The 22,860-nt window shown below is 32.2% G+C and carries 24 protein-coding genes; 14 read left to right on the top strand and 10 right to left on the bottom strand.

The genetic code is table 11. The features are described from left to right. The first annotated feature begins 60 nt into the window (after positions 1-60). The 6 genes from Q0822_RS00800 (at position 61) to Q0822_RS00775 (ending at position 4,284) form a co-directional block, all read left to right on the top strand. Entirely contained in the window at positions 61-585 is a 525-nt protein-coding gene (locus Q0822_RS00800) for a hypothetical protein (protein ID WP_299118958.1), read from the top strand. Between the two features lie 481 nt (positions 586-1,066). Further along, entirely contained in the window at positions 1,067-1,765 is a 699-nt protein-coding gene (locus Q0822_RS00795; protein WP_299118956.1) for a hypothetical protein, read from the top strand. A gap of 100 nt (positions 1,766-1,865) precedes the next feature. After that, positions 1,866-2,294: a hypothetical protein gene (locus Q0822_RS00790; protein ID WP_299118955.1), complete on the top strand. Its 429-nt coding sequence runs from the start codon at positions 1,866-1,868 to the stop codon at positions 2,292-2,294. 242 nt (positions 2,295-2,536) lie between these two features. After that, positions 2,537-3,232, top strand: a complete 696-nt coding sequence (locus Q0822_RS00785; protein ID WP_299118954.1) for a DUF4253 domain-containing protein — start codon at positions 2,537-2,539, stop codon at positions 3,230-3,232. A gap of 69 nt (positions 3,233-3,301) precedes the next feature. After that, positions 3,302-3,523 carry a hypothetical protein gene (locus Q0822_RS00780; RefSeq protein ID WP_299118951.1) on the top strand — a complete coding sequence of 74 codons (222 nt, stop codon included), beginning with the start codon at positions 3,302-3,304 and terminating at the stop codon, positions 3,521-3,523. Between the two features lie 113 nt (positions 3,524-3,636). Continuing rightward, entirely contained in the window at positions 3,637-4,284 is a 648-nt protein-coding gene (locus tag Q0822_RS00775) for a hypothetical protein (protein ID WP_299118949.1), read from the top strand. An 8-nt stretch (positions 4,285-4,292) separates the two neighbouring features. Here Q0822_RS00775 and Q0822_RS00770 read toward each other — a convergent pair whose 3' ends face one another. The 7 genes from Q0822_RS00770 to Q0822_RS00740 all read right to left on the bottom strand — a co-directional run bounded on the left by Q0822_RS00770 (position 4,293) and on the right by Q0822_RS00740 (position 11,227). Further along, positions 4,293-5,198, bottom strand: coding sequence for a TIGR01777 family oxidoreductase (locus tag Q0822_RS00770; protein WP_299118947.1), 906 nt, complete (start codon positions 5,196-5,198; stop codon positions 4,293-4,295). A gap of 363 nt (positions 5,199-5,561) precedes the next feature. Beyond that, positions 5,562-6,176 carry a phosphoribosylanthranilate isomerase gene (locus Q0822_RS00765; RefSeq protein ID WP_299118946.1) on the bottom strand — a complete coding sequence of 205 codons (615 nt, stop codon included), beginning with the start codon at positions 6,174-6,176 and terminating at the stop codon, positions 5,562-5,564. A gap of 331 nt (positions 6,177-6,507) precedes the next feature. After that, positions 6,508-7,203 carry a phosphoribosylanthranilate isomerase gene (locus Q0822_RS00760; RefSeq protein WP_299118944.1) on the bottom strand — a complete coding sequence of 232 codons (696 nt, stop codon included), beginning with the start codon at positions 7,201-7,203 and terminating at the stop codon, positions 6,508-6,510. Next, on the bottom strand, positions 7,200-7,985 hold the full coding sequence (trpC, locus tag Q0822_RS00755) for an indole-3-glycerol phosphate synthase TrpC (RefSeq protein WP_299118942.1): 786 nt from the start codon (positions 7,983-7,985) through the stop codon (positions 7,200-7,202). The genes Q0822_RS00760 and trpC overlap by 4 nt, the downstream gene beginning before the upstream one ends. A gap of 278 nt (positions 7,986-8,263) precedes the next feature. Continuing rightward, a complete protein-coding gene (gene trpD / locus Q0822_RS00750; RefSeq protein ID WP_299118940.1) occupies positions 8,264-9,256 on the bottom strand; it encodes an anthranilate phosphoribosyltransferase in 993 nt (330 codons plus the stop codon). Between the two features lie 2 nt (positions 9,257-9,258). Then, on the bottom strand, positions 9,259-9,825 hold the full coding sequence (locus Q0822_RS00745; RefSeq protein WP_299118938.1) for an aminodeoxychorismate/anthranilate synthase component II: 567 nt from the start codon (positions 9,823-9,825) through the stop codon (positions 9,259-9,261). Position 9,826: 1 nt separating this feature from the next. Beyond that, the gene (locus tag Q0822_RS00740; RefSeq protein WP_299118936.1) at positions 9,827-11,227 is read right to left on the bottom strand and encodes an anthranilate synthase component I family protein; all 1,401 of its coding nucleotides are present in this window, start codon (positions 11,225-11,227) and stop codon (positions 9,827-9,829) included. A gap of 344 nt (positions 11,228-11,571) precedes the next feature. On the opposite strand from Q0822_RS00740, the gene Q0822_RS00735 reads away from it, so the two are divergent. The 5 genes from Q0822_RS00735 to Q0822_RS00715 all read left to right on the top strand — a co-directional run bounded on the left by Q0822_RS00735 (position 11,572) and on the right by Q0822_RS00715 (position 15,740). Next, a complete protein-coding gene (locus tag Q0822_RS00735) occupies positions 11,572-12,120 on the top strand; it encodes a TlpA disulfide reductase family protein (protein WP_299118934.1) in 549 nt (182 codons plus the stop codon). A gap of 7 nt (positions 12,121-12,127) precedes the next feature. After that, positions 12,128-12,790, top strand: coding sequence for a thioredoxin family protein (locus Q0822_RS00730; RefSeq protein WP_299118933.1), 663 nt, complete (start codon positions 12,128-12,130; stop codon positions 12,788-12,790). Between the two features lie 106 nt (positions 12,791-12,896). Beyond that, positions 12,897-13,211 carry a rhodanese-like domain-containing protein gene (locus Q0822_RS00725; protein ID WP_299118932.1) on the top strand — a complete coding sequence of 105 codons (315 nt, stop codon included), beginning with the start codon at positions 12,897-12,899 and terminating at the stop codon, positions 13,209-13,211. Positions 13,212-13,221: 10 nt separating this feature from the next. Continuing rightward, complete coding sequence (locus Q0822_RS00720; RefSeq protein ID WP_299118931.1) at positions 13,222-13,632, top strand: rhodanese-like domain-containing protein; 411 nt, start codon at positions 13,222-13,224, stop codon at positions 13,630-13,632. A gap of 137 nt (positions 13,633-13,769) precedes the next feature. Next, entirely contained in the window at positions 13,770-15,740 is a 1,971-nt protein-coding gene (locus tag Q0822_RS00715) for a thioredoxin family protein (protein ID WP_299118929.1), read from the top strand. On the opposite strand, the gene Q0822_RS00710 is transcribed toward Q0822_RS00715, so the two are convergent. Genes Q0822_RS00710 through Q0822_RS00700 form a run of 3 tightly spaced genes read right to left on the bottom strand, consistent with a single transcriptional unit; the run spans position 15,741 to position 19,177 of the window. Next, entirely contained in the window at positions 15,741-16,469 is a 729-nt protein-coding gene (locus Q0822_RS00710; RefSeq protein WP_299118927.1) for a nitroreductase family protein, read from the bottom strand. Between the two features lie 25 nt (positions 16,470-16,494). Continuing rightward, positions 16,495-17,838 (bottom strand): HAMP domain-containing sensor histidine kinase, encoded by a 1,344-nt coding sequence (locus tag Q0822_RS00705; RefSeq protein WP_299118925.1) that lies wholly within the window; start codon positions 17,836-17,838, stop codon positions 16,495-16,497. Then, on the bottom strand, positions 17,828-19,177 hold the full coding sequence (locus Q0822_RS00700) for a sigma-54 dependent transcriptional regulator (RefSeq protein WP_299118923.1): 1,350 nt from the start codon (positions 19,175-19,177) through the stop codon (positions 17,828-17,830). Before Q0822_RS00700 ends, Q0822_RS00705 begins: the two co-directional genes overlap by 11 nt. Positions 19,178-19,417: 240 nt before the next feature. Between Q0822_RS00700 and Q0822_RS00695 the strand changes: the two genes are divergently transcribed. The 3 genes from Q0822_RS00695 (at position 19,418) to Q0822_RS00685 (ending at position 22,752) form a co-directional block, all read left to right on the top strand. Further along, on the top strand, positions 19,418-20,659 hold the full coding sequence (locus tag Q0822_RS00695; protein WP_299118922.1) for a serine hydrolase domain-containing protein: 1,242 nt from the start codon (positions 19,418-19,420) through the stop codon (positions 20,657-20,659). Positions 20,660-20,796: 137 nt separating this feature from the next. Next, a complete protein-coding gene (locus tag Q0822_RS00690) occupies positions 20,797-22,047 on the top strand; it encodes an efflux RND transporter periplasmic adaptor subunit (RefSeq protein ID WP_299118921.1) in 1,251 nt (416 codons plus the stop codon). Positions 22,048-22,074: 27 nt separating this feature from the next. Further along, positions 22,075-22,752 (top strand): ABC transporter ATP-binding protein, encoded by a 678-nt coding sequence (locus tag Q0822_RS00685; RefSeq protein WP_299118920.1) that lies wholly within the window; start codon positions 22,075-22,077, stop codon positions 22,750-22,752. Positions 22,753-22,860 lie beyond the last annotated feature (108 nt).

Below are 22,860 nucleotides of genomic sequence, written 5' to 3'. Positions count from 1 at the left end.
CGTTGGCAAACATTTGAACGCAACCACTTGAATCGAATCACATCTATTAAAAATAGAACTATGAAAAAGAAATTTATTTTACTCTTATCAATCTTTTCTTTGTTTGCTTGCGAAACAGCTTCAGTTGATTTAGACGATGATAATTATGTGTTTGATGGAAGAGGTGGCGTGAAATGCGATGTAGACGGAATAGAACTTAAACCAAAAGTTGTTACATCACCAGGTCCTGGCTCATCTGAATTAAGATTTGAATCTTTCATGGATGAGGATTTTATAATATTAAGATTTAATAATAGAGACGAAAACAATGGTTTTTTAGCTGTACGAATGGTTGTAAAAGGAATCAATCCTGATGAATTAAATCTTGAGGGAATAACTATTGATTTTAACGATTATAGCACAGGAATGTATAGTATCAACACTCAAATTGAATACTCTACAAACCTTGAATATATCGGCGAATTTGAAATTGAATATCACGACCAAAGCGAGAGAATTTTAGCTGGTAGATTTTGGTATGATGCAATCAATTCTGAAAATGAAATTAAGGAAATAAGGAATGGTGAATTTGATATGAAATATTAAAAAAGCGATTTGCCAACAATGTGCATAATTCATTGCTAGTTAGAGCTTACTTACGAAAATTCCGCTGGAATTTTCTATCTGTGATTATTTGCTAACTTTAACGCTTAAACACGCAACGAAATCATACATTATACCGTTACCACACATTTGAGCAGAACCTTGAAAAACATACTAAAGATTATCGGATTAATAATTCTATTGATATTAATATATTTTGTTGAAACGTTAATATTTCTTCTGATTTACGGAACTGGTGCTCAAGCTGGAACTATTTCAAATAATGGATTGACAAAACTAATTATGTATGTTCTTCCATTAATAATTGTTGGCGGAATTGCTGTCAAAATATTTAAAAAGAAATATTAATCAGACCGAATTAAATACAACGGAATTTTCTCGCGTTCGTTTTTGTTCACTAAAAGTTCCTTAAACATGCAACTTCAGATACATAAACATATCGTCTACAATATAACATCGTAATATGAAAAGAACATTTAAAGAATTATTTTTTACTCTCACATTCTGCTTAATTGCAACACTTGGGTTTTCGCAATCCAAAGAGATTACAATTCAATTTTTAGGAAATTGCGGATTATATATCACAGATGGCACAACAAATATCTATACAGATTTTCCGTATAAATCTGGCGCACACGGCTATATGGAGTTTGACGAATCTCAATTAGATAGCATAAAGGACAATTCTATATTTATATTTACGCACAAACATTCTGACCATTACTCCGAAAAGAACATTAAAAAAGTCATTAAAGAAAAAGGCGGAAAAAAATATGGGTCTTGGAATATTGAAGCATTGAAAAATCTTGAAGAATCATTAGAAAATTTCAGTGTTGAAGTATTTAAAACAAAGCACAAATGGTCTCCTAATCACTATTCTTATCTCATTACATGGCACGACAAAAGAATATTTTTGTCTGGTGATACAGAAAGTGCGGAAACTATCGGTACACTAAAAAATATGGATTGGGCTTTTGTTCCTTATTGGGTTTTATTAGATGCAAAAGAGAATGATATAAAAATTGATGCTAAAATGTTTGGTGTTTATCATTTGGCAACGGTTCAAATTCCGAGTGCAAAAGAAAAATATGATGACTTAGATAATATTAAACCCATGGTAGAAAAAGGTGAAAAAATCATCCTAGAATTACGAACTGACTAAAAGACTATTAAAAATAAATTTAAAATCATTGCGTTAATTCACTGGGAGTTTTATCGATTTAGTTGTTTTAAGTATAAGTAAACAACAAAACTTAATATTAATGAAAACCCCAAATTTTAAATTACCTACAATTTTAATTGTAATGACATTGCTCGTTGCAACATTTACATCTTGTTCAGATGATGATGTGCCAGCAGTAAGTATTACTGTTAACGAAGGCCCTTCTGGAGACATAGGAGGAGACTTTACAGGAGATGGTGGAAATGGCTCTAGGACTATTAGTTGGACAAATACCTTAGCAACTGCAGATTATAATGCAGATATTACCGCTACAGCTTCTGGAACATTCCAAATTGTGGTTACAGATGATAATGGAACTGTGGTTTTAGACAAAACGCTTAATGGTGCAAACGAACCAGACAGTATAGATGGTGTGACTAACTCTGGCGAACCTGGAAATTGGACTGTTACCATTATACTAACTTCGTTTAATGGAGATGGTAGTTACTCATTAAGTGCTGGCAACTAATTACAATTGAAACTAAATAATAAAAAGGCTGTCTAATAATAGATAGCCTTTTCTATTTTAAACAGAAGCTTTTGCCAAGAATGGCTATAAGTAATTGCTTGTTCTCCGTTATTTCTGAAAACCCTCTTGGATTTTCTATTTGGTTTGTATTTGCTAATTTAGTTGCTTAAACACATAACAAGCCATATTTGTGTTCCAAAATCAAATCCTAATAAATTAGCCTTATGACAGTCATCAGATTTATGAAAAAATTAGTTTATATCTTTATCTTTTTAGCAACAGTGTCCTGTTTAAATAAAGGTGAATCTAAAGTAGATTTGGCGTCAAATAGTGCAATACAAGATAACCATCAGAATGGATTGACTATAGACAAGGAATTGCTGTCTGAGATAAAAAAGGCTGTTAAAAAGGAACCTATTCAATTAAATCGAGAAGTATATAATTTTGATAAAGATGGCAATGAAACAAATTATGTCTTAGGCAAAGGTTTAGTGTTCAAATTTATTGAGGAACAAAAAGCGCATGCGATTTTCAATAGATATTACGATAAAGTGGTTGCAGGGAATAATTACATATTTCTTTCCAATATGGACTTTGACGAATCTTACAATAGCTATTACGATATTATAATTATGGATGGTTCGGACCCATTTAAAATTATAGAGCAGATTGGCACCAATGGCTTAAACTATGATGTCTATAATCAGGATATCTTAAATCAATTAAAAGCCTGGCATGCTGAGGTCGATTTCAAATTTGTGGTTATTGACGTCGCGAGGATTCATGCTTACATGAATAAGTTACCTAAAGACCTATCTAAATTCACATCAGATGTCTATGAGTTTTGTCCAGATGTTATCGATCAAGGTTATAGCGATATGGACGAGATGATTTCAGATTATAAAGACAATAAATACTTCTGGTTGTGGTGGGATTAAATAATTATTATTTCCCAATTTAGTGGACATTATTTTAAACAAAGACATAAACTCTTGTATCTTGTTGCTATGAAACTAAACTTACTATCCTGTGATGCGCAGCGACCAGATAAAAGAGCTATAGCCAAGTGTATTACAGAGATTTCAAATATGAGTGACTCATTAGCTAATGAGCTCACCGATATTCTATTAGAAGGCGATGCTGTAGATATTGAGGTAGACGATAAAAACTCAGGTTCGGCATTAAGAGCGTTACGTAAATTGTCTATTGATTATGAGATTATGGAATAAACTCTTCTAGCGACTATTTTTAACGAGTAGATTAAACGATCCATTAGTTTTGTATTTGCTAAATTAGGTGCTTTAACACACAGCGCACCATATACAATACCGACCTAACATATATGAAAAAAATATTTCAGATATTTATTATAGCTATTTCAATTTCAAGTTTTTCGTTTTCACAAAACCAAAAAATTGACAATGATAGTATTAAATACTTCGATGAAAATTATAGTCCAATTTCAAAAACAGAATTTGAAAGCCGAAAAAAGCAAAATAGACTATTAAGCATTCTTCAAGGAGATTCTATCAATCATAAAGTTCTTTCCTTACGAGAGAATCACGGAACATTGCAAAATAGAAGATATTTAGATTCACTTTTAACGTTATCAACAAATAAAGAAATAGATTCTACAAAACCATTAGTTATAATTTATTACCCAGGAAAAGACTCTTGTAATTCAAGTGGAACTGCAACTCGCAGAACAAGAAGAAGTTGGTACAACCAAATGGAAAAAGGGATTAATAGAATAAGAGCATCAAATATCATTTACGTCTATAAAGAATCTGATGGTTTATTTGGGGGAAATGATGGATTTAAAGAGTGGATTAAAGATCCTGAACAAACTGTTGAAAGACTTTTTTTTAATCGACGTTATAATTGCAGTAGCTTCGTAGTTATTTCTGATAAAAGTGATTTTATAAGTTACTTTGGAGAGTTTACTAAGGAATATGTTTGGAAAGCTGTTGAAATATTGACCGATGATTAAAATCCGTATTACAACAACAAATCCTCTAAAGCAGGTCTCAAATTAGCATACTTAAAATTAAATCCTTCAGCTTCAATTTTCTGAGAACTTACACGTTGGCTTTCAAACAACAAAATATGCATATCTCCTAATGCTAGTTTCATAGCAAACTTAGGAATATTAGGTAAGATTAAAGGTCGGCTTAGAATACTAGCCGCAGCTTTGGTTAATTCTTTATTACTCACCGGATTTGGTGCTACTCCGTTATAAATACCTTCTAATTTATGTTGTAAAGCAAATACAAACAATGCGGCTAAATCTTCAACATGAATCCAGCTTTGCCATTGTTTACCACTACCAAAGGCAGCACCTGCGCCATATTTTATAGGTTTTACAATTTCTGGTAAAGCTCCACCATCTTCGGCGAGCACTAAACCAATTCTTATTTTGGCAACCTTACTGCCCAAAGTTTTAAACCCATCGACTGCGTCTTCCCATTCTACAACCACTTTACCTAAAAAGGATTCTGAAATTTCAGTATTGTCTTCTTCGTAATAATTGACTAAACTGGTTGGGTAAATACCAATAGCACTTGCGGAAACAACGTGCTCAATTTTATAATTATGAGTTTTAATCGTGTCTTGTAAGAGTTGAGCTGTTTTGGTTCGGCTTTCTAAGATTTCTTTTTTATAGTCATCTGTCCAGCGTTTAGAAATTGAGGCACCAACCAAATTAATAATAGCAGAAACACCATCAAAGCACCTATGATCTATGTCGTTGTTATTAGGATTCCAATAAAAGCCTTTGTAGTTAGCTTCTGTACTTAATTTAGATTTTGAAGTGGTGAGGTAATGTACATTTATACCTTCTGCATGACATTGTTTTACAATTTCCTGCCCAATTAATCCTGTTGCTCCTGTTATTAAAACGGTCATTCTCCCTTTTTATGTAAAGATACGAAAGGGAATAACGGAGCTTATAAATTTTAATTAGGATTTAACGTTTGAGCAAACTAATTGCCTGGTATCGTCATTGCGAGTGCAACGAAGCAATCTGTTTGTTTAGGTGAAGCTTTTTTCTTTGTTCATTTTGCCTTGATGCAAAACGAACCAAAAGATCACGATCAAAATTAGGAAATTGCTAAAGCAACATTCGCTTTCGGAATTCCGTGCTTGAAGCTGCGCTTCGCATCTACATTCCTTCGCTCTTTATTTCTGAATTTTGATGATTCCGACGTTGTCGAAAATCAGGACTTTCATATTTACTATCTTTTGTTTTAATCTAACTGCTAACTAAAACTATGTAAAAAGTTGACTCTTAAAGTTCTCTAATAATTCAATATCCTTTAATCCAGGTTCTATTTCAAATTTACTGTTTACATCTAGTGCATAGCAATATTTTGACGCAGGACTTTCTTTAAACGTTTTAATTTTTTCAATTTCATTCAGTCCAATCCCACCACTTAAAAAGTAAGGCTTGGTGAATGGATAATCTTTGAGGACATCCCAATTAAAAGTATAGCCATTACCACCTGGTAATTTACCTTTGGTATCGAATAGAAAATAGTCGCAGACATCTTTATAGTTACTTAATACAGAAAAATCAAATTCATCCTTTATAGAAAAGACTTTGATGATTTCTTTTTTTGTGGATTTTAATAATCTACATATTTCCGGAGATTCATGGCCATGTAATTGAATAGCATCAAGTTTATAGGTATCAATTTTGGCTACAATAACTTCTATTTTCTCATCCACAAAAACTCCAACTTTTTTAATGTCCTTTGGCAACTCTGGAATTGTATCTTCAAAATTTCTGGGTGACTTTTCATAAAATATAAAACCAAGATAGTCTGGTTGCAGTTCTGCAACTTCAGTAATGTTATATTTCATACCACAAACTTTTAGTTTCATCTCATTCTAGCGAAAGCAGGAATCTCACCATGCTCCTTAATTTTGTCATTCCTGCGTAGGCAGACAAACCTTTAGGTTCAGCCCAGCTAATCTATTTTTAATTATTTTTTCTTCTGTTCACTTTGTCTTGATACAAAACGAACCAAAAGATCACGATCAAAATTAGGAAATTGCTAAAGCAACATTCGCTTTCGGAATTCCGTGCTTGAAGCTGCGCTTCGCATCTACATTCCTTCGCTCTTTATTTCTGAATTTTGATGATTCCGACGTTGTCGAAAATCAGGACTTTCATATTTACTATCTTTTGTTTTAATCTAACTGCTAACTAAAACTATGTAAAAAGTTGACTCTTAAAGTTCTCTAATAACTCAATATCCTTTAATCCAGGTTCTATTTCAAATTTACTGTTTACATCTAACGCATAGCAGTATTTTGAAGCAGGACTTTCTTTAAACGTTTTAATTTTTTTAATCTCATTCAATCCAATACCACCACTTAAAAAGTAAGGCTTGGTGAATGGATAATCTTTGAGGACATCCCAATTAAAAGTATAGCCATTACCACCAGGTAATTTACCTTTGGTATCGAATAGAAAATAGTCGCAGACATCTTTATAGTTACTTAATACAGAAAAATCAAATTCATCCTTTATAGAAAAGACTTTGATAATCTCTAAAACATTGTCATTGCGAGACTTTTTTGAAAAGTCGTGGTAATCTGTTTCTTTTGAAGAGATTACTAAGTCACTATGTTCCTCGTAATGACGTTTTAACTTAAGGCAATACTCGGGTGACTCATGGCCATGTAATTGAATAGCATCAAGTTTACAGGTATCAATTTTGGCTACAAGAACTTCTATGTTTTCATCCACAAAAACACCAACTTTTTTAATGTCCTTTGGCAACTCTGGAATTGTATCTTCAAAATTTCTAGGAGACTTTTTGTAAAATATAAAACCAAGATAGTCTGGATGCAGTTCTGCAACTTCAGCAATGTTATATTTCATGCCACAGACTTTTAGTTTCATGATTCTAAAGTCTTAATAAAGTTAGCTGCACTTTGTCCAGGATGCTCTGTTTTCATAAAGTTTTCTCCTATTAAGAAACCTTTATAGCCATAAGGCTTTAATTCTTTGATAGCTTCTACTGAACTGATACCGCTTTCCGAAACTTTTACAAAGTCGTTAGGTATTTGTGCACTTAATAATTTTGAAGTTTCTAAACTGACTTCAAAAGTTTTAAGATTTCGGTTGTTTACACCCAACATGTCTAGAGAAGGCATGATAGATTTTTGTAATTCATGTTCGTTATGAACTTCGAGTAAAACTTCGAGATTTAGGCTTTTCGCTAACTCAGAAAATTGCTTAATCTCATCTTTAGTTAATATCGCAGCAATTAATAAAATAACATCTGCTCCATAAGCCTTAGCTTCTATAATTTGGTAGGCATCAATTATAAATTCTTTTCTTAAAAGTGGAAGATTGCAACTTGCTCGAGCCAGTAATAAATCATCTAAAGCTCCACCAAAATATTTGACATCGGTTAATACAGACATACCACAAACTCCTGCGGTTTCATAACCACTAGCCACATCTTGTACATTTAAACCTTGGTTGATTACAGACTTAGATGGTGATCGTCTTTTATGCTCTGCAATAATTCCAGAACTGCTTGCTCTTAAGTTCTGAGCCATAGAATTGGTTTCACGCTCAAATAAAACAGAGTGTTCTAATTGACGCATCGGAATTAAGGACTTTCTTAAATCGACCTCCTTTCGTTTGTCTATTACTATTTTGTCTAAAATGTTCATATTTATTTCCTGCGTAGGCAGGAATCTAATTAATTATACTTTTATTTTTCTTCTGTTCATTTTGTCTTGAAACAAAACGAACCAAAAATTCAAAACGATTTGTTAGGAAATTGCTAAAGCACCATTCGCTTTCAAAGCTTCATGCTTGAAGCTGCGCTTCGCAGTTCCGCTTTTTCGCTCATTATTTCTGAAAATCGTTGATTCCGACTGTGTCGAAATTTAGGACTTTCATATTTAGTCACTTTTGTTTTCAACCCTAATATATCTTTATTTGCCTACTACTTACTCAATTCTATAAGTTTCTCTAAACTGGCTTTAGCTTTTCCGCTATCTAATGATTGTTTCGCTAATTCAAAACCTTCTTTGTGAGAAATTTGTTTTGCCGTAGCAATGGCTAAACCTGCATTAGCACAAACGACATTATTTTGCGCTTCAGTACCTTTTCCGTCAATGATGCTTCTAAAAATTGCGGCAGCTCCTTTTATAGTTTTACCTCCAAATATCTCAGCTTCATTAATTTGTAGGACACCTAAGTCATTAGGTTCAAACAACGTTTCTGTGGCGTTTGATATGACTTTAGTTTTTCCTGTTAATGAAATTTCATCATAGCCATCTAAAGCATGTACAACAGCATAATTTTTATCTGTTTCTTGGTATAAATAGCCGTAAAGTCTTAATAATTCGAGATTAAAAACACCAACCATTTGGTTTTTTGGAAATGCAGGATTCACCATAGGTCCAAGCATATTAAAAAAGGTTTTTACTCCTAATTCTTTTCGGATTGGCGCCACATTTTTCATCGCAGGATGAAATAATGGTGCATGTAAAACACAAATGCCAGTTTCGTCAATACTGCGTTTAAGAAAGTCTATATCGTTAGTAAATTTAATGCCTAAATATTCCATTACATTAGATGAACCACAAGCTGAAGACACTCCGTAATTGCCATGTTTTGTAACTTTAACACCAGCACCTGCGGTTACAAAAGAGGATAAGGTCGAAATATTGAAAGTATCTTTACCATCACCTCCTGTACCACATAAATCTATAGTATTGTAATCGTCTAATTCTACAGGAATACACAACTCTAAAAGTGCGTCTCTAAAGCCTCTAAGTTCTTCAAGAGTTATACTTCGCATCATATAAACGGTTAGAAATGATGCAATTTGACTTTGGTTGTATTTTCCTAAAGAAATATTTACTAAAACGTTCTTAGCTTCTTCTGCTGAGATACTTTCTTGATTTATAAGTCTGTTTAAAAGTGCTTTCATAATTAATTATTAACCCAATTTTTAAGAATAGCTTTTCCATTCGGTGTCAAAACAGATTCAGGATGATATTGTACTCCTTTTACATCATAAGTTTTGTGCCTAAGCGACATAATTTGTCCGTTTTCATCAAATGAAGTAGCTTCTAAACTATCTGGTAAGTTTGTATTTACTACCCAAGAATGATAGCGACCTACCTCAAAGGTATTACCCAAACCATTAAAAAGAGTTTCGTCATCAACGGAAAGTGTAACATTTGTTGACACACCATGGTAAACCGTATCTAAGTTCTCTAAAGTGCCTCCAAAGACTTCTCCTATTGCTTGTTGTCCTAAACAAACGCCAAGTATACTTTTGGTAGGAGCATAAGTTGCTATTATTTCTTTTAATAAACCCGCTTCTTCTGGAATTCCTGGTCCAGGAGACAATACAATTTTTTCAAAATTTTCTACTTCTTCAATCGTTAACTTATCGTTTCTTTTCACAGTGACCTCGCAATCTAAATCTTCTAAATAGTGCACTAAGTTGTATGTAAAACTGTCGTAATTGTCTATTACTAATACTTTTTTCATATTAAATGTCTTTAGCTTGCTCTATGGCGTTGGTTAATGCACCAAGTTTATTATAAACCTCTTGTAATTCACTTTCTGGATTGGATTTAGCAACTAATCCTGCACCAGCTTGCCAGAATAGTTTATGATTTTTACTCAAAAAGGTTCTAATCATAATCGCATGATTAAAGTTGCCTTCAAAATCCATAAATCCAATGGCTCCGCCATAATAACCTCTGCTTGTTTTTTCATATTTTTCAATGAGCTGCATTGCCATATGCTTTGGTGCACCACTTAAAGTTCCTGCAGGAAAAGTATCTGCAACTACTTGCATGGTGTCTGTACCTTTATGTATGGTTCCTGTCACTTTACTTACCAAATGAATAACATGAGAGAAGAACTGCACTTCTCTATAATTTTCTACAGTAACATTACCTCCATGCCTGCTTAGGTCGTTTCTGGCTAAATCAACTAACATTACATGTTCACTATTCTCTTTGTCATCAGCAATTAGTTTTTCTGCTAATTCTGCATCTTTTAAGTCGTTACCAGAGCGTTTAAAAGTACCTGCAATTGGATGAATTTCAGCTTTGCCATCACTAACTATAAGTTGCGCTTCTGGTGAACTACCAAAGATTTTAAAATTGCCATAATCGAAATAAAATAGGTAAGGAGAAGGATTAATACTTCTAAGTGCTCTATACACATTGAATTCATCTCCGCTAAATTCTTGAGAAAATTGTTTTGATAGTACTAATTGAAATACATCACCTCTTGCGCAATGCTTTCTTGCTAATTCGACATGCTGCTTGTATTCGTCATCAGTAAGGTTAGATTCAATCTCTCCTTTAGGATTAAAATCGTAAGAAGCATATTGTCTGGTTTGGATTAACTGAAGAATCTCATCAATATTATTTTCAGTATCAAAGCAATGTGCAAAAATATAAGCTTCATTTTTAAAGTGATTTATAGCGATAATATTTTGATAAACTGCGTAATATATTTCAGGAATTTTTATAGAATTTTCTTTCTCAGAAATTTCAACATCCTCAAAGTATTTTACGGCATCGTAAGATGTATAACCAAAAATGCCATTATTGATAAACTTAAATTTATCATTAGAATCAACTTTAAAACGCTGTGTGAATTTGTGAATTTCTTCAACGACACCAACGGTATCCACAAAATTAGATTTTGAACTTCCATCTGGATACGTTTGAGAAATATTTCCACCTTCAACCTTAATTGAGGCAATTGGATTACAGCATATATAAGAAAAGCTATTATCATTGGCATGATAATCACTACTCTCTAATAAAATACTATTAGGAAACTTATCTCTAATTTTTAGATAAATGCTAACAGGAGTAATGGTATCTGCCAATATCTTCTTATAATGTGTGTATAGACTAAATGTTTTCATTTTATGCTAAATTCAGTATTTAGTTAAATTAAAAAAAGGCTTGTCGTGAATGACAAGCCTTTTTTTATATGTTTTTACATACCAAGGGGTTATTTCACGAACATGAGTTTGAGAAATTCCACCACCAAATATGATTTGTTATTGTTTTCATTTTGAAAGTCAAATATAGAAATGATAATTCGCTTTTTCAAACATTTTATCTGTAAATATTTAATTTTTTGGAATGTCAGATAGAACATCCTTAATATATGATTAGTGATTTAATGAAGTTTCGAATTAGATGTTTGATTTAATTTTTTGTTAATTATGTAAGAGCGAAACAAATGGATTAATAACTTTAAGGCATGAAACACATATTATTTGTACTTCTACTTTCAATATTATCATGTAAAAATGAGACTTCTGGTTCTGAAACAGTTGAATCAAAAGATGCTGTTACTGAGAAAATAGAAGAAGTTATTGATGTATCTGATATAGATTTTAATATTTACGATTATGATGGCTTAGAGCCATTTATAAATATTAAAGATGATAAGGTGCATGTGGTTAATTTTTGGGCAACATGGTGCGCACCTTGTGTAAAAGAATTACCTTTTTTTGAACATATAAACGAAAACTATAAAGACCAAAATGTGGAAGTGCTTTTAGTAAGCTTAGATTTTCCTAAAGATTACGAAAAGAAATTAAAGCCCTTTATTAAAATAAAAGATTTAAAATCTGAAATCGTAGCTTTGGATGATACAGATATGAATCGATGGGTTGCTATGGTTGATAAAGACTGGTCAGGTGCATTGCCTGCAACTATTATATATAAAGGCGATAAACGACAGTTTTACGAAAAATCATTCACACAAGAAGAATTAGAAACCGAACTAAAACAATTTTTAAAATAAATAAATTATGAATTTTACTAAAAAAAATCACCAACACTTTAACAATAGAAGTGTGGTGAGTAAAACTTTAAAATTACTTGCAGTTATGGTGTTAGTGCTTACACTTTCTGCTTTTACAATTAATACTGATGGTGATGGCTACAAAGTAGGCGATATTGCTACTGACTTTAGTTTAGAAAACATAGACGGAAATAAAGTGTCTCTAGCAGATTATAAAGATGCAAAAGGCTTTATTGTAATTTTTACATGCAATACTTGTCCTTATGCTGTAGCCTATGAAGATAGAGTGGAAGCGCTAAACAAAAAGTATGCAGGCAAAGGCTATCCTGTTATTGCAATAATGCCTAACAATACAGACGTAAAACCAGGTGATAACATGGAGGCGATGAAAGCTAGAGCCAAAGAAAAAGGGTTTACTTTTCCATATTTAATGGACAAAGGGCAAAAAATTTATCCTCAATATGGAGCAACTAAAACGCCACATGTTTACATTCTTGAAAAAACAAAAAAAGGAAATGTAGTTAAGTACATTGGTGCTATTGATAATAATTACAAAGATGCAGAAGCAGTTACTGAAACTTATGCAGAAGATGCGGTTAATGCCTTATTGAAAAATAAAGAAGTTAAAACTAAAGAAACAAAAGCTATAGGATGTTCTATTAAAGTATAAGTAAGTTACCTAAATGTTAAATATGTAATCCGAAGTGTAACACTTCGGATTTTTTTACGTCTATATCATAAGGAAATGTTAATTTTGTCGAAGAAAAAAGCTGAATATGGCGGATTTATCGCAAAAAGATTGGACAAAACAACTAGAAGAAGACAATAATTCGGTTGTTTTAGATGTTAGAACCCAAGACGAAGTTGATGAAGGTGTTATACCTAATTCAATTCATATAGATATTTATAGAGGTCAAGGTTTTATTGAAGAAATACAAAAATTAGATAAGACTAAGAGCTATTATGTGTATTGCAGATCTGGAAACCGAAGTGGACAGGCTTGTGCAATAATGAACCAATTAGGTTTTGATAGCGCTTATAACCTAATCGGAGGTTTTAATGAGTGGAGAGGAGAAGTAGTCAATCAATAATAAAAAAATCATGAAAAAATTAATAATCATTTGTTGTCTTTTAGGAGCAATAAGCTTTAGTGTAAGCTGTATTGACTCTAAACTAGAAAATACAGAAGTAAAATTAGTTACAGCTGAAGAAATGCAATCCATATTAGAGTTAGAAGATGCACAGTTGGTAGATGTTAGAACTCCAAAGGAGCACGAAGAAGTGCGTATTGCTAATTCCCAGAATATAGATTTTCAATCACCAACTTTTGATGAGGATATAACAAAATTAGATAAAGCAAAGCCAGTAATACTTTACTGCAAAGGTGGTAATAGAAGTGCTAAGTGTGCTAAAAAACTTAAAGACGCTGGTTTTGAAAAAATATATGATCTCGAAGGCGGAATCTCTAAATGGAAACATTCCGATAAAATAAAGATTGAAGTAAAATCTTAAATATATAAACCGAACAAATGTTCGGTTTTTTTATGCCTAAATAAAATAACCTTAATTCCTAAGGTTTTTATAAATTAGACGACTGTTAACCATTAATAAAAACACATCTCTTACATTTGTGCATTAACATTTTGTATATGAGCTTAAAAAAAGTACTTCTACTTAGCCTTTTGGCGTTATGTTTTTCATTCAATTTATATTCTCAAGAATTAGAACCTACTAAATGGGAATCTTCTGTTGAGAAAGTTTCCGATACTGAATACAATCTTATTTTTAAGGCCAATATAGATAGTGGTTGGTCTATTTATTCTCAAAAATCTAATGGCGGATTTGCACCAACTACATTTTTCGATTTTAAAAATCAAGAGAATAACTATGAGTTAATAGGTGAAACTTCTGAGCCTAACGTAGCTCCTATTTTTGATAAGATCTTTGAAGAGGATGTAGTGAAATTTAAGGACAAAGCTGTTTTTACACAAAAGATAAAACTATTAAACGGTAATCTTAAACAGATTGAAGTTTCTGTTGATTATCAAACCTGTGATGACTCAAAATGTATTCTTGGAGAGAATACATTTAACTTATCATTAGATGGTTCAGAAATAGCGAAAAAAGAAATTTCTATAGATGATAGAAGCAAACAATTATCTGAGTCACTCAATCTAAATGTTACAGGTTGGGATAAATACGAAAAACAAACCGTAGAGGAGCAAAGTAATCTAAGTATATTTTTTCTTGGTTTTTTAGGCGGTCTTATAGCCTTATTAACACCTTGTGTGTTCCCTATGATTCCTTTAACTGTATCTTTTTTCACTAAGAGTGCAGGCGATTCTAAAACAGGGATATTTAATTCTGTATTATATGGCTTCTTTATCTTTCTAATTTATGCATTATTAAGTTTGCCTTTCCATTTAATGGATTCGTTAGATCCAGGAATTTTAAATAATATTTCAACTAATGTGACATTGAATATTATATTCTTTGTCATATTTATAGCTTTTGCATTTTCATTTTTTGGTTATTATGAATTAACCTTACCACAATCTTGGAGTGCTGCAATGGATAGTAAAGCCAATAAAATTGGTGGTTTTATTGGTGTCTTCTTTATGGCTCTAACTTTAGCTATTGTATCCTTTTCCTGTACAGGACCAATTTTAGGAACACTCTTAGGTAGTTCGTTAACAGCAGATGGAGGAGCAACACAATTAACTATGGGTATGAGTGGCTTTGGTTTAGCATTGGCTTTACCATTTACTTTGTTTGCCATGTTCCCAAAATGGTTAAATTCGTTACCAAAGTCTGGTGGATGGTTAAATACAGTAAAGGTTGTTTTAGGTTTTATTGAATTAGGTTTAGCACTTAAATTCCTATCTAATGCAGATTTAGTAGAACATTGGGGACTTTTAAAGCGTGAAGTATTTATTGGTCTTTGGATTATAATCGGAATAGGATTGGTGTTATATCTTTTCGGAAAAATTAAGTTTCCACACGATGGTCCACTTCAAAAATTGAGTAAAGGAAGAATTACCACTGGTATTTTAGTGATTGCATTTGTCATTTATTTAATACCTGGATTGACAAATACAAAACATACCAATTTGAAACTGTTGAGTGGTTTTCCACCACCTATGTTTTATAGTTTATACGATAAAGCATCTGAATGTCCTCTCGATTTAAACTGTAATAAAGATTTAGAACAAGGTATTGCTGCGGCTAAGTTTGAGAACAAACCTATTTTATTGGATTTCACAGGTTGGGCTTGCGTCAATTGCAGAAAGATGGAAGAGCAAGTGTGGAGCACTTCTGAGGTATATGATATGCTTCAAGACAATTATATTATTATTTCCCTTTACGTGGACGATAAGAAGGAATTATCTGAGGATGAACAATTTCAGTATTTAAGAGCTAATGGTACAGTAAAGGATATTGAGACTGTTGGTGATAAATGGGGAACATTACAAACCATAAATTTCCAAAACAACTCTCAACCCTACTATGTATTAGTAAATCATAATATGGAGCTATTAAACGTTACTAATGCCTACGAGCCTAATGCTGATGTATATTTGGAATGGCTTAAAACTGGATTGGATAATTTTAAGAAGTAATTAGACCTCAAAATAAACATCTTCAAAAGGAATCCTAAAACGAGGACCGTAAATACCAACGTCCTCTCGTATTCCACAACCAATAACCATATTAATTTCTGCACCTCCTGGTAAGTTAAGTATTTGTTTTACTCTGAGTGTATCGCTACCTTCCATTGGGCATGTATCATAACCAATGGCTGCCATACTGATCATAAAGTTTTGCGCCGCTAAACCAGCACTTTTATGAGCAACAATGCGCATATCACTTTGACGTGTTTGTCTATATATGGGCTTAAATAATCCTACAATTTGGAATATAAAAAACTTTACATAACCTAAAATTCCAAGAAAATCTGTATAGATAGTTGGTATTAACTTACCATAATAATTGGTAGCCATTTTTTTGCGTTTCAAATCGCGTTCGCTTAGACCTTCTTTGTTATAGACTTTATTTAGAAATTGAATATTGGCTTTGGCACGTTTTCGCCACAAATCTTTGCGAGTTACAACGACAACCAATTGTTGAGCTGTTTTCGCTGCATTTTGATCAAAACAGGCTTTAGAAAGTGCTTCAAGTTTATCTTTTGAGGTTACATGATAAAATTCCCAAAGCTGTAAATTACTACTCGTTGGTGCTAGCGAAGCATTGACCAAACATTGTTTTACTTTTTCTGAATCAATAGGTTCATTTTTATAAACTCGTGTTGAACGTCTATAAGCAATAGCTTCTGAAACTGTTTTTTCCATAGTTATGAATTATCTGTCCTGCAAATTAAAAAACCAAGCTAAAAACTGTGCCTTCATTTTCAATACTATTGACTACAATTCGCCCTTTGTGAAGTAGCATAATTTGTTTACAAAGGCTTAATCCTATACCACTACCTGTGGCTTTACTAGTAAAAAATGGCACAAAAATGTTTTCTAAAATATCTTGTGGAATACCAGAGCCATTATCATAAACCTTAATCATAATATCTCGTGTTGGTGACTGTGATGCTTGTATTTTTATTTGTGCGTCCGCTTTATTTTTGCAAGCATCTACCGCGTTTAATATGAGGTTTATTAAAACTTGCTCTATGAGGTGTGTATCTATATCTAGTTCTAGTTTAGGAGATGAAATTTTGAAATCAACTGCAATATTTTTAGCTTTAATGGATGGCTCCATTAATAATTGAATGTTCTTAAAAAGCTCTAAAACTTTTATTCTTTGCAAATTTAAATGCGTAACCTTATTTAAACTGCGATATGTTTTTGCAAATTTCAATAAACCTTCACTTCTGTTTTTAATAGTTTTTATACCAGAATTTAAGTCTTCAAGCTCAAGTTGATGCTCACTTGGATCATCTAAATTTAGCTGTACATTTCTTTGAAGTGTATCTGCTAATGACGAAATAGGTGCAATAGAATTCATTATTTCGTGTGTCATAACACTTAATAATTTCTTCCAGGCTTCAGATTCATTTTTATTTAAAGTATCATCTATATTCTGAATGACAATTAATTTAAAAGCATCATCATCAACTTGAAAAACAGTATCAGAAATCAATACTTTTATTTTTTCATTTTGAAGTGCTACTGAAATAGAATCTGGTTCTCTATGGTAGGTTTCAAAAATGGTATTGAATAACTCTGGTTTTCTGTTTTCAACAAATCGAATATTTTTAAAAGAGGGCATACCCAATGTTTCTCCAAAATAATCATTGCTCCAAAGTACATCACCACTTTCTAGATTATAGGCAATAATTCCTATATCTACCATTTCTAAAATCTTCTGAAGATAGACGTATTGTGCCTCGTTCTGCGAATTGATTTCCTTTATGGTTCTATTAATTTCATTAAAACCAGTATATAAAAATCGAATGTCTTTTGGGCCTCTATCTTCTGGAAACCACCTAGAAAAATCACGATATTTTACAGCTTCAAAAAAATCATCCATCGCTACAAAACGACGCTTTACAAAACTGTAAGTATTAATGATGAGATAGAGTAGTGCTAAGCTTGTAAGCGCCACATAAACACTTTGCTTTATATAAATAGTATAGCCTAAAGTTAGTATAAGAGCTACTAAAAGTAATATTCTTAAAAAGAGTCTAAAAATGTAGCCTTTAAAGTTCATATTTGTCTAATCGTCTATATAAGGCAGCTCTGGTGATTCCTAGTTCTTTTGCAGATTTAGAAACATTTCCTTTATTTTTTTCTAGGACAGTGAGTATAGCATTTTTTTCAATATCGTCTAAATTCATCGTAGTACTTTGAGAACTAGAATTTGTTGAACGCTCAATAGAAGAGAAGACTAAATCTTCAGGTTTTAAAGTGTTACCATCTGTCATTATTACTGCACGCTCTAAAACATATTGAAGTTCTCTTACATTACCAGGAAAATCGTGCTTTTTTAATTTTGAAATAAATCCAGGATCAAAAGAAAATCCATTCTTATTATATTTTTCAGCATAGACTGAAACAAAATGCTTAGACAGTTCTGTGATATCAGTTCCGCGATCTCTTAAAGGTGGAACAATAATATCTACGGTATTAATTCTATAAATTAAATCTTTTCTGAATTTACTTTCATCTGCTAACGTTTTTGGGTCAACATTAGTAGCACAAACTAACCGAATATCAATATCAATGGCTTGGTTAGAGCCTAAAGGGGTTACCTGTCTGTTTTGTAAAGCTGTTAAAAGACGTACTTGCTGACCAAGTGTAATATTCCCTATTTCATCCAGAAATAAAGTTCCGCCGTTAGCAGCTTCAAATCGGCCTTCGCGATCTTCGCGAGCATCTGTAAAAGCTCCTTTTTTATAACCAAACAATTCACTTTCAAAAAGCGAAGCTGTTAAAGCTCCAACATCTACTTTTACAAATGGTTTATCTCGTCTATTTGAATTATCATGTAGCGCTCTCGCAATTAAATCTTTACCTGTACCATTTTCACCAAGTACTAAAACATTGGCATCTGTTGGTGCTACTTTTTTAAGCTTTACAAAGACATCTTTCATGACGTCACTTTCTCCAATAATCTCTATACTACTAGAGTTTAGACTGGCTTTCTTACTAGAATTGGATTTCTTAGATTCTAATATTGAAGTTATTGTATTGATTATTTTTTCATTCTTCCAAGGCTTTACTAAAAAGTCCGAAGCTCCTTCTTTAAGTCCTCTAATGGCTAAGTCAATATCTGCGTAGGCAGTCATCAAAATCACAGAAGTCTCTGGTTTTTGTTTTCGGATTTTATTAAGCCAAAATATACCTTCATTACCAGTATTTACTAGACCACTGAAATTCATGTCTAGTATGATAATGTCGAACGCTTTGCTTTCAATTTGAGAAGTAATATTACTAGGATTCTTTTCCGTAACAACATCTTTAACAAGTGGCTTTAATAGAAGTCGAAGTGCAGTAAGCACATCAACATCATCATCAATAACTAATATCGTTGCGTTTTTTAATACCATCAATACAATATTACGATATTATATTCAGCTAATAAAAATTAGAAAACCAAAATTTTTACAGTATATAAAAGTGTGCATTTTCGGACATAGAGTGTCTTAAAAGCGAACACTTTATTTTTAGTTTTTAATATTAAATATCTGATTATCAGTTATTTGTTTTTATGGCATTGTATTGACTATTGAATGAGTAGGATATGAACTAAAAGGTTTAGTCTTTCTAAAACATAAAAAAATAATACAATGAACAATCCAGTACTAATTTTACTTTTAATCGCTTCACTGTTTTCATCTAAACAAGGAAATGGACAAAATGATAAACAAGATCATAACCAGATAAAACTCAAAGATTCCTTAACACATAGTCTTGTAGCTGCAAATAGTGATGATGAGCTCGTCGGTTTTTCAGTAGCTGTAATAGATCAGGACAAGGTACTTTACAATGAAGGCTTTGGATATGCAGATTCAAAAAACAAAAAACTTTATAAAACCAATACCATTCAAAACGTAGGATCTGTTTCTAAAACATTCATTGGAATTGCTTTATTAAAAGCGCAAGAATTGGGTAAACTAAATTTGAATGACCCAATCAATAATTATTTACCTTTTGAAGTTGTGAATCCCAATCATCCTGAGATTCCAATTACCATTTTACAATTAGCAACACATTCTTCTTCAATAGTAGATTATGAAGAGAATTATTTAAAAGGATTTATTCTAGAAAATGAGAAAGTTGAAGACGATGAGGTACCTTTTACACATTTTCAAAAACCTGATAAAAGAATTTCTTTTATAGATTTTCTAGAAGCTTCATTATCAAAAGAAGGGAAATGGTATACTGAAGAAGCATTTTCAGATAACAAACCAGGATCAACATTTGAATATACAAATTATGGGGCAGATTTGTGTGCGTTGATAATCGCTCAAGCATCAGGTATGTCATTTAAGGAATTTACTAAAAAACATATTTTCGACCCATTAAATATGAGGGATTCGGCATGGTCACTTAAAGAAGTTGATTCATTAAGACGGTCAAAATTTTACCTTTTTAAAGGTCAAAAAATTGCAGATTACGAATGTATTTCCTATCCAAATGGAGGCTTACTTACTTCTAGTGAAGATTTGAGTAAATATTTAGCGGAATTGATGAAGGGTTATGATGGAAAAGGGACATTGTTAACAAAAAATAGTTACGAGATGTTTTTTGAAAAACGTTTCGAAAACAATATAAATGAAAGCGGTAGAATAAATGTAGGAATTTTTGTTGAGTACAATAATAATTTCATTGGTTCTTCAGATTTATTGATTGGTCATAATGGTTCAGATTTAGGCTCGTTAGCAATGCTATATTTTAATCCCGAAACTAAAATCGGAAAGTTGTTAATGATTAACACAGATATTGACTATAAAGAGGAAATAGTAGTGCCTTACATAAAAGCGGTGTGGAAATCTATACTAGAATTTGAAAATAAATTAAAAAAATAGGTGTTCGATTATGAACAAAAAGTGTATCAAAATCGAACACTTCTATTTTTATCACAAACTTTAAGTATTTGATTTTTAATTATTTAAGTGTTTGGCATAATCTTAACTATATAAATAACATAATTAAAAAACCAAAAATGGACGTTCCAATTAAAAAGAAAAAATTTTCACAATCACGATTACTGGTAATCGGCGGAGGTATAGCAATCTTAGCTTTAATTGCCTTTGTAATTATGAACACTTCTGGTGGCTCTAAATTGAATGTTGAAAAAGAACGTATTTCAATAAATACAATTACTAATGATGTATTCCAAGAAAATATTCCAGTAAACGGAATTGTATTACCAATAACTACGATTTACTTAGATGCTTTAGAAGGAGGGCGCGTAGAAGAAAAATTTGTTGAAGATGGTGCAATGATGAAAAAAGGTGAACCAATTTTAAGATTGTCTAATACAGATTTAGAGTTAAGTCTAGTAAATCAAGAAACTTCGGTTTATAATTTATTGACACAAATGCAGATTTCTCAAAATGCAGCGCGTCAGAATACAATCAATAGACAAAATCAATTTACAGATGTAGAGAATAGCCTTATTGAAGCTGAACGTGTTTATGCTTTAAACAAACGTTTGTACGATAAGGGCGCTATTGGAAGAATGGATTATGAGTCTTCTAAAAATAATTTCGAATATCAAAAACAACGTATGAAGTTGTCTGAGCAAGTATTATCTGAAGATTCTATCTCTTCAAAACTCGAAATTAACCAAGCTAAAAGCTCTTATGCCAGAACACAAAGTGCTTTAGAATTAATGCGCAAAAAAGTAGGAGATTTAGTGGTAAGAGCACCAATTGACGGACAATTAACGTCGCTTGATGCTGAAATCGGTCAGTCAATAACTAAAGGTACACGATTAGGACAAGTTGATGTGACTAGTGGTTATAAAGTAAGAGTTGATATCGATGAACATTACATCTCTAGAATTTATAATGGGCAAACCGGAACCTTTTCACTCAACGGAAAGACTTACACTTTAGTCATTAAGAAAGTATTTACTCAGGTAACTAATGGTCGTTTTCAAGTTGATATGAAGTTTGAAGGAGATGTGCCAGAAGGTATTCGTCGTGGACAAAACTTACAAATTAGAGTTGCTCTGAGTGCAGAGAAGCAAGCACTGCTAGTGCCAAAAGGAGGTTTCTTTCAGAAAACTGGCGGTAACTGGATTTTTAAAGTCAGTGAAGATGGAAGTACTGCTTACAAAGTAAATATAAGATTAGGAAGTCAAAACACAGAATACTACGAAGTCGTAGAAGGATTAAATGTAGGTGATAAAGTCATTACATCGAGTTATGATTCCTACGGAGATACAGAAGAATTAATATTAAAATAAGAGTCAATCAATAAAACATAAAATACAATGATACAGATTACTGATTTAGAGAAGTTTTATAGAACCGAAGAGGTACAAACTATCGCATTAAATAAATTATCCTTTGAAGTAAAACAAGGTGAGTTTGTTGCTATAATGGGACCATCAGGATGTGGAAAGTCCACGTTATTAAATATAATAGGATTACTGGATGATCCAGATGGTGGAAGTTTCAAATTTAATGGTGAGGAAGTTGCTGGTTACAACGAGCGTAAGCGTTCAGAATTACGTAAGCATAATGTCGGTTTTGTTTTTCAGAGTTTTAATCTAATTGATGAACTCACTGTTTTTGAAAACGTAGAGTTGCCTTTAATCTATACAGGTGTAAAACCAGCTGAGAGAAAGAAAAGAGTAGAAGAAGTTTTGGAGAAAATGCAAATAATGCATCGTAGAAATCATTTTCCACAACAATTGTCTGGTGGTCAACAACAAAGAGTTGCAGTTGCAAGAGCCGTAGTTAATAATCCAAAGTTAATTTTAGCAGATGAGCCAACAGGAAACTTAGATAGTACTAATGGTAATGAAGTTATGGATTTATTAATTGATCTTAATGAAGCAGGAACTACTATAGTAATGGTGACTCACAGTGAGCACGATGCAAAGTATAGTCATAGAATTATCAGAATGTTAGATGGACAAAAAGTAACCGAAAACATTTTGGCTTAAAAAATCATCAATCAAAATCAATCAACCTGGTGAAAACACTTCAGTATAAGACTAATCAACCATAAAAATATACTGAAGTGTAGAAGCCAAATCAATCAAAAAACTAAC

The organism is uncultured Winogradskyella sp. (assembly GCF_947496485.1).
Classification (GTDB): domain Bacteria; phylum Bacteroidota; class Bacteroidia; order Flavobacteriales; family Flavobacteriaceae; genus Winogradskyella.
This window is presented reverse-complemented; position numbering and strand designations above follow the sequence as displayed.

Coding starts and splice junctions, on each gene's coding strand:
- Q0822_RS00800 (WP_299118958.1), top strand. CDS start 61: ATGAAAAAGAAATTTATTTTACTCTTATCAATCTTTTCTTTGTTTGCT.
- Q0822_RS00795 (WP_299118956.1), top strand. CDS start 1,067: ATGAAAAGAACATTTAAAGAATTATTTTTTACTCTCACATTCTGCTTA.
- Q0822_RS00790 (WP_299118955.1), top strand. CDS start 1,866: ATGAAAACCCCAAATTTTAAATTACCTACAATTTTAATTGTAATGACA.
- Q0822_RS00785 (WP_299118954.1), top strand. CDS start 2,537: ATGAAAAAATTAGTTTATATCTTTATCTTTTTAGCAACAGTGTCCTGT.
- Q0822_RS00780 (WP_299118951.1), top strand. CDS start 3,302: ATGAAACTAAACTTACTATCCTGTGATGCGCAGCGACCAGATAAAAGA.
- Q0822_RS00775 (WP_299118949.1), top strand. CDS start 3,637: ATGAAAAAAATATTTCAGATATTTATTATAGCTATTTCAATTTCAAGT.
- Q0822_RS00770 (WP_299118947.1), bottom strand. CDS start 5,198: ATGACCGTTTTAATAACAGGAGCAACAGGATTAATTGGGCAGGAAATT.
- Q0822_RS00765 (WP_299118946.1), bottom strand. CDS start 6,176: ATGAAACTAAAAGTTTGTGGTATGAAATATAACATTACTGAAGTTGCA.
- Q0822_RS00760 (WP_299118944.1), bottom strand. CDS start 7,203: ATGAAACTAAAAGTCTGTGGCATGAAATATAACATTGCTGAAGTTGCA.
- trpC (WP_299118942.1), bottom strand. CDS start 7,985: ATGAACATTTTAGACAAAATAGTAATAGACAAACGAAAGGAGGTCGAT.
- trpD (WP_299118940.1), bottom strand. CDS start 9,256: ATGAAAGCACTTTTAAACAGACTTATAAATCAAGAAAGTATCTCAGCA.
- Q0822_RS00745 (WP_299118938.1), bottom strand. CDS start 9,825: ATGAAAAAAGTATTAGTAATAGACAATTACGACAGTTTTACATACAAC.
- Q0822_RS00740 (WP_299118936.1), bottom strand. CDS start 11,227: ATGAAAACATTTAGTCTATACACACATTATAAGAAGATATTGGCAGAT.
- Q0822_RS00735 (WP_299118934.1), top strand. CDS start 11,572: ATGAAACACATATTATTTGTACTTCTACTTTCAATATTATCATGTAAA.
- Q0822_RS00730 (WP_299118933.1), top strand. CDS start 12,128: ATGAATTTTACTAAAAAAAATCACCAACACTTTAACAATAGAAGTGTG.
- Q0822_RS00725 (WP_299118932.1), top strand. CDS start 12,897: ATGGCGGATTTATCGCAAAAAGATTGGACAAAACAACTAGAAGAAGAC.
- Q0822_RS00720 (WP_299118931.1), top strand. CDS start 13,222: ATGAAAAAATTAATAATCATTTGTTGTCTTTTAGGAGCAATAAGCTTT.
- Q0822_RS00715 (WP_299118929.1), top strand. CDS start 13,770: ATGAGCTTAAAAAAAGTACTTCTACTTAGCCTTTTGGCGTTATGTTTT.
- Q0822_RS00710 (WP_299118927.1), bottom strand. CDS start 16,469: ATGGAAAAAACAGTTTCAGAAGCTATTGCTTATAGACGTTCAACACGA.
- Q0822_RS00705 (WP_299118925.1), bottom strand. CDS start 17,838: ATGAACTTTAAAGGCTACATTTTTAGACTCTTTTTAAGAATATTACTT.
- Q0822_RS00700 (WP_299118923.1), bottom strand. CDS start 19,177: ATGGTATTAAAAAACGCAACGATATTAGTTATTGATGATGATGTTGAT.
- Q0822_RS00695 (WP_299118922.1), top strand. CDS start 19,418: ATGAACAATCCAGTACTAATTTTACTTTTAATCGCTTCACTGTTTTCA.
- Q0822_RS00690 (WP_299118921.1), top strand. CDS start 20,797: ATGGACGTTCCAATTAAAAAGAAAAAATTTTCACAATCACGATTACTG.
- Q0822_RS00685 (WP_299118920.1), top strand. CDS start 22,075: ATGATACAGATTACTGATTTAGAGAAGTTTTATAGAACCGAAGAGGTA.